The organism is Enterobacter sp. KB-280D8 (assembly GCF_041399405.1).
GTDB classification, from domain to species: domain Bacteria; phylum Pseudomonadota; class Gammaproteobacteria; order Enterobacterales; family Enterobacteriaceae; genus Enterobacter; species Enterobacter cloacae_N.
The window spans coordinates 1-5,581 of sequence record NZ_JBGKEC010000022.1 but is presented as its reverse complement, the minus strand read 5'-3'; the positions used below and the strand labels follow the sequence as shown (position 1 = coordinate 5,581).

7 protein-coding genes are annotated in these 5,581 nt (G+C 57.0%); 1 reads left to right on the top strand and 6 read right to left on the bottom strand.

Features of this window, described 5'->3' with window-relative positions:
• Positions 1–85 precede the first annotated feature (85 nt).
• From AB8818_RS22815 to AB8818_RS22800, 4 genes are all read right to left on the bottom strand, one after another.
• Entirely contained in the window at positions 86–418 is a 333-nt protein-coding gene (locus AB8818_RS22815; protein ID WP_192984796.1) for a type II toxin-antitoxin system PemK/MazF family toxin, read from the bottom strand.
• Positions 419–676: an antitoxin gene (locus AB8818_RS22810; RefSeq protein ID WP_041909206.1), complete on the bottom strand. Its 258-nt coding sequence runs from the start codon at positions 674–676 to the stop codon at positions 419–421.
• A 137-nt stretch (positions 677–813) separates the two neighbouring features.
• Entirely contained in the window at positions 814–1,773 is a 960-nt protein-coding gene (locus AB8818_RS22805) for a zinc-binding alcohol dehydrogenase family protein (RefSeq protein WP_192984795.1), read from the bottom strand.
• Positions 1,774–1,819: 46 nt separating this feature from the next.
• The gene (locus tag AB8818_RS22800; RefSeq protein ID WP_192984793.1) at positions 1,820–2,209 is read right to left on the bottom strand and encodes a RidA family protein; all 390 of its coding nucleotides are present in this window, start codon (positions 2,207–2,209) and stop codon (positions 1,820–1,822) included.
• A gap of 140 nt (positions 2,210–2,349) precedes the next feature.
• Between AB8818_RS22800 and AB8818_RS22795 the strand changes: the two genes are divergently transcribed.
• Entirely contained in the window at positions 2,350–3,270 is a 921-nt protein-coding gene (locus tag AB8818_RS22795; RefSeq protein ID WP_192984791.1) for a LysR family transcriptional regulator, read from the top strand.
• A 54-nt stretch (positions 3,271–3,324) separates the two neighbouring features.
• On the opposite strand, the gene cbl is transcribed toward AB8818_RS22795, so the two are convergent.
• Both cbl and nac read right to left on the bottom strand, forming a co-directional pair.
• Positions 3,325–4,275 carry an HTH-type transcriptional regulator Cbl gene (gene cbl, locus AB8818_RS22790; RefSeq protein WP_023336219.1) on the bottom strand — a complete coding sequence of 317 codons (951 nt, stop codon included), beginning with the start codon at positions 4,273–4,275 and terminating at the stop codon, positions 3,325–3,327.
• Between the two features lie 96 nt (positions 4,276–4,371).
• A complete protein-coding gene (gene nac, locus AB8818_RS22785; RefSeq protein ID WP_371200033.1) occupies positions 4,372–5,289 on the bottom strand; it encodes a nitrogen assimilation transcriptional regulator NAC in 918 nt (305 codons plus the stop codon).
• Between the last annotated feature and the right edge of the window lie 292 nt (positions 5,290–5,581).

Sequence of the window (5,581 nt, the reverse complement as noted above, 5' to 3'; positions counted from 1 at the left end):
GTCACTGGTTCGAGTCCAGTCAGAGGAGCCAAATTTGAAAAGCCTGCTTTTGAAGCAGGCTTTTTGCTTTTCTGCGTATCTGATGTTAACTCAGAATCGCATCCAGCCTGGCAAGCACTTCATTTACCACAGCGTCAGGTATGCGTTCCAGCCGCATGCCGTTCCGGGCAGCCATATCAATAGTTCTGGGCTGGTCGCAGCGAATAACGCCCATTGTTTTTGTCCCCGCCCCTTCCAGTGAAACGGTGAAACCAGCTGTACGTGCAAAGTTTCCGGCGCTGGTAACGGGAACCACTACCGGTAGCCGGGTCAGCTTGTTAAACGATGCCTTCGATACGATGAGTACCGGACGTTTTCCACTTTGCTCGTGGCCAGCAATCGGGTCCAGTGAAACAAGCCAGATTTCCCCTCTTTCCATTTACAGGATCTCCTTGCCCACCGCAGGCGCATCAATCCATTCCCGATCCTCTTCGCTCATTTCAGCGTGCGGATCGCACTGCGCCAGCAGCTCCTCAAGCGAATAATGAGGCCGTTTCTGAGGTTCGATAATCAGGCAGCCATTATTAATGGTCATGCCGACTTCGCTGTCCGTAGATAGCTCCAGTGTTTTCAGCACGGCGGGAGGAACCGCCAGCATGATGGATCCGCCGACCTTTTTCAGGCGAGTTTTATACATAGCGCACCTCCGAATATTATATTTTAATATAACATCCATAGATTTTGCAGTTCAAAGGATTATGGCGGATCGGATAAACGAAATGCGAGGCGGCTTCCGCATCGGGAGAATTATGAGGTCAGTTTGGGGTTCCCCCCTCACGGCTTCATAACGATGCGGCCAAACGGTTTCGCTGTCTCAGCGTATTCATGGGCCCCGGCGGCGTTAGCCAGGGGGAAAATGCGGTCAATGACAACTCTGAGGCGCCCTTCTGCCACAGCCTGCAATATGTCGTCCACACTTGTCCGGACGCCGGGCCTTTCAAAAAGGGGCCCCATGAATACCCCCATGAGCGTCTGGTTAGACTGCATTGGCGGCCACAGGTCGACAGTCAGGCTGCCACCACCCGCATTACCGACGAAGACGAGGCGTCCATCCGGCGCGAGTGCAGAGAGCGAGGCAGGCAACGTCGTCCCCACCGGATCGATAACGAGGCCAACACCGGTGCCGTGGGTGACCTGCCGGACACTGTCCACGACGTCACTCTTTGCCCGATCCACGACGTGAGCGGCACCCAGTTCAAGCAACCGGCTGCTTCGCTGCGTTCCGCTTGCCACGGCGATGACCCTCGCGCCCGCCTGTGAGGCAAGCTGAACGGCCGCGAGCCCCACGCCCCCCGCTGCTGCCTGAATCAGGACGGTTTCTCCGTGCCGGAGCATGCCTCGTGTGAACAGGCAATGATGTGCGGTTCCAAAAGAGATCGGTACCACCGCCGCGTCTGCTGCATCCACCCCTTCCGGGATAAGCCAGGTGCGTTCCGCAGGCACAGCCCAACGTTCCGCATGCGATCCCTGCATGCTAAAAGCAGTCACTCTGTCTCCCACCCTGCGGCTACGGACTTTCGATCCGACGGCAACAACTGTCCCCGCGGCCGCGTACCCGACGATCCATGAAGGAAGAGGCGGCGGAGTTGAGCGCCGGTTGATCAGGTCTCCCCCTTCAATCGAGATAGCCTCGACAGAAATCAGGACGTCGTCAGGCCCGGCGACCGGATCCGGGACATCGACATATTTCAGGACGCCGGGAGCGCCTTCCACGTCATAAACCGCTGCTTTCATCAGTTTTCCTCTGTCTTTTCTTCGACCGGCGGAAAGACCCATAACCCTAGGGCAGCCTTGCAATCACCTTAATCTCAAACTTGAATCCGTACAGCCACGTCACGCCGATCCCGGTCAACGTCGGGTAAGGCGCGTCCCCCCAGTATTCTGGCAGGATACTCCAGATAGCGTCGAGGTTTGATTCGGGATCGACAACAAAAAGGGTAACGTCAACCACGTCATCGAACGTGCAGCCCGCAGCCGTGAGAACAGCATTAAGGTTATCGAATGCCAGCCGGATCTGCGCTTTTAGATCCTCTTCAGGCGAACCATCCTCCCGGCTACCCACCTGTCCCGAAACAAACAGGAAGCCGTTAGATTTGATGGCGGGTGAATACCGATTGCGCTCATAGAGCGCCTGGCGTCCGAAGGGAAAAACGGCTTCGCGTGTTGTCATGCTTGTACCTTTGTAATGGGGCGAAATCTGCCCGGTGAACATAGAGACACTCTAAGGTGCTAAAGCGGAGGGATAAACAGGCGACTTTGTCCATCATTGTTTGTAATATCCAAACAATCGGTGAAGTGAGAGGATGATGGATGGATCGTTTTGATGCGATGCGCGCCTTTGCTCGCGTGGTGGAGGCAGGCAGCTTCACAAAGGCTGCCCAAACGCTCCATATGAGCAAAACCACGGTGACTCAGCTGATTCAGCAGCTGGAAGTGCGCCTGCGCGTCAAGCTGCTCCATCGCACCACCCGCAGGCTCGGCGTCACGCCTGATGGCGCGGTCTACTACGAGCGCGTCATCCGCCTGCTGGCAGACATGGAGGATGCTGAAAACAGCCTCTCCAGTTCGGCGATGACGCCCAGGGGACGGCTACGGGTGGATGTGCCCACGCCTCTCGCCCGCTTCGTGCTGGTGCCCGCGCTACCGGCTTTTCACTCGCGCTATCCTGATATCCAGTTCGATATGGGCGTGAGCGACCGGGTGGTGGATCTGATCGGCGACAACGTGGATTGCGTCCTGCGGGGCGGCGAAATCAGCGACCAGTCCCTGATCGCGCGCCATGTCGGCGATTTGCCAATCGGTGTTTACGTCGCACCGGGTTATGTGGAACGCCTCGGTGCCCCTGCACATCCGCGAGAGCTGGAAAACACGGACCATCGCATCGTGGGATTCTTGTCCTCACGCACCGGTAAGATTGACCCTCTGGTACTACACCGCGAGAGTGAACGTATTGAAATCAAGGCCAGCTATGTGCTGGCAGTAGATGATGGCAATGCCTACCTCGAAGCTGGGCTAGCGGGATTAGGCGTGATTGCGCTGCCAGTCTATATGGCGGCAGCACATCAGGCTCGTGGTGACTTGATTCCGCTATTTGAACAATGGCGTATTGCTCCAATGCCCCTGTATCTGGCATTTCCGCCGAACCGCCATGTCAACGCGAGGCTGCGCGTTTTTATTGACTGGATCGTTGAGTTGATGCAGCAGCATGTCCCCACCACTTACAATAAGTGACGACATCCCTGCCCCCTGATTCGGTCAGCGCAGCGCTACCGGGCAAGCCAGCAGCTAAATCTGATAATCAATCGCCACTTCTTCCGGCTCCATCACCTGGCGTTTGATCTCATCCACCGACAGCCCGGCGTTGCAGAGCTCAATAAAACGCCACACATAGTTGCGCTGCAGCTGCCCGCGCTTCAGACCTAGCCATACGGTATTGGCATCAAACAGGTGACGCGTATCCAAACGCACCAGGTTCCCGTCTTCGCGTTCGCCGCTGGACTGTTCCGCCACCAGGCCAATGCCCAAACCCAGCTCGACGTAGGTTTTGATGACATCAGAATCCTGCGCACTCAGCACCACGTCCGGCGTTAGTCCTTTACGGTTGAAGGCCTCGTCTATGCGCGAACGTCCGGTGATCCCCTGGCGGTATGTGATCAGCGGCCATTTCGCAACGTCTTCCAGCGTCAGGGGAGAGACCTGATTCAGCGGATGATCGACCGGGAGCAATAAGCTGTGGTACCAGCGGAACCAGGGGAAGGCCACCAGCAGCGGGTCGTTGCTCAGGCGTTCGCTGGCTATGCCGATATCCGCCCCGCCGTTTTGCAGCAGCACTTCAATTTCCTGCGGCGTGCCCTGGATGAGCTCCAGACGGACGTCGGGGAAAAGTTCGCGGAAGGCTTTAATCACCGGCGGCAGGCTGTAGCGCGCCTGGGTGTGGGTGGTGGCGATGGTGAGTACGCCCGAGGCGTCATTGGTGAAGAGATCTGCCAGACGACGCACGTTGCTGGCCTCGTTAAGGATACGCTCAGCAATGGTCAACAACGCTTTGCCCGGCTCAGTCATGCCGAGCAGCCGCTTGCCGCGGCGGATAAAGATCTCTATGCCCAGTTCCTCCTCCAGCTCGCGGATATGGCGGCTGACGCCGGACTGGGAGGTATAAAGCATATTGGCGACCTCGGTCAGGTTGTAGTCCCGCCTGGCCGCCTCACGGATAATTTTAAGCTGCTGGAAATTCACGATTCACTCCGGCACATCTGACATAGCTCTATTGTTAGAGTCAGCTGCGCTGCAGAACAAATAATAAAAACCAGCATCTTATGCTTTTATGGAATATCAGCTCACGAGCTGGAGTTCCCGGTTCTCAAGCGACGGCTTGCTGACCAGCGACATCAAAATCTCTTTTACCGCCTGCGCCTGCGGCGACAGCGAACCGCGCGCAGACATATTCAGCGACAGCGGGAGGCTCATTGACGGCGTGGTGATGCGCGCCATCCAGCCGTTCGCCGCGCTGCACAGCGAACGCGCGGCGGATTCGGGCAGTACGGTGACGCCCATTCCGCTGGCAATGGCTGCGGTCAGCGTGGAGATCGAGTCAATTTCACCGATGATTTTGGCCGTCAGGCGGCGCAGGGAAAACGCTTCGTCCACGCGCACGCGCACGGCGCTGTAGTCGCGCGGCAGATAGAGGTTCATCTCTGCCACGGCGGTGAGGTCTACGCTCTGGCCCGGACAGTCGCGGGTGCCCACAAGGTAGAGATCTTCCTTCAGTAACGGCTGGCTGGTGATCCCGGCGACCGGAGAGCGATCGTAAAGCACCGCCATGTCCAGCTGGCCGTTCAGCAGCTTGTCGTTCAGGACGGAACCGCTGTTTTCGTGCAGGTACACCAGCACCTCAGGCAGCTCAGCGCGGACGGCCTGCAGCAGCGGCATGGTAATAGAGGACGCGGCCGTTCCCGGCGCCAGGCCAATAGACACGTGTCCGCTCAGGGTCTGGCCCACGTTATTCACCGCCAGCTGCGCCTGTTCACACTGGCGAAGGATGGTGCGCGCATGGGTATAAAGGATCTTGCCTGCTTCCGTTGGCGTGACGCCGCGTTTGGTGCGGATCAGCAACTGCTGATCCATTTCACCTTCCAGAGTAGCCACCTGCTGGCTCAGCGCGGGCTGCGCGATGTGCAGCACTTTTGCCGCTTGAGTCAGGCTGCCGATATCGACGATTTTTACGAAGTATTTCAGTCGTCTTAAGTTCATTTTGCCCCCTGTTCGAAATGCTTTGCCGGAACCGGCTGTCGTTGTTAAACAGGTTTTGCAATATGAGTGCCACTTTTACCATACAGTCTGAATTGGTCGCTAAGCGCCTGAAAATAAGGAAACCTAATCATGGGGTGTGGTTTTATTACTGAAACAGCAGTTTATGATCTGCCCCATTAGAGGTATTTCCGCACCAAAGCGGTGCATTCCGCTGTCAAAAACATCACTTTGCCGATTTTGTCAGCAAACGATCAAAAGGCGTTAATCCACCCTTTGACAAGCCGAACGCAGG

Coding starts and splice junctions, on each gene's coding strand:
- AB8818_RS22805 (WP_192984795.1), bottom strand. CDS start 1,773: ATGAAAGCAGCGGTTTATGACGTGGAAGGCGCTCCCGGCGTCCTGAAA.
- AB8818_RS22810 (WP_041909206.1), bottom strand. CDS start 676: ATGTATAAAACTCGCCTGAAAAAGGTCGGCGGATCCATCATGCTGGCG.
- nac (WP_371200033.1), bottom strand. CDS start 5,289: ATGAACTTAAGACGACTGAAATACTTCGTAAAAATCGTCGATATCGGC.
- AB8818_RS22795 (WP_192984791.1), top strand. CDS start 2,350: ATGGATCGTTTTGATGCGATGCGCGCCTTTGCTCGCGTGGTGGAGGCA.
- AB8818_RS22800 (WP_192984793.1), bottom strand. CDS start 2,209: ATGACAACACGCGAAGCCGTTTTTCCCTTCGGACGCCAGGCGCTCTAT.
- AB8818_RS22815 (WP_192984796.1), bottom strand. CDS start 418: ATGGAAAGAGGGGAAATCTGGCTTGTTTCACTGGACCCGATTGCTGGC.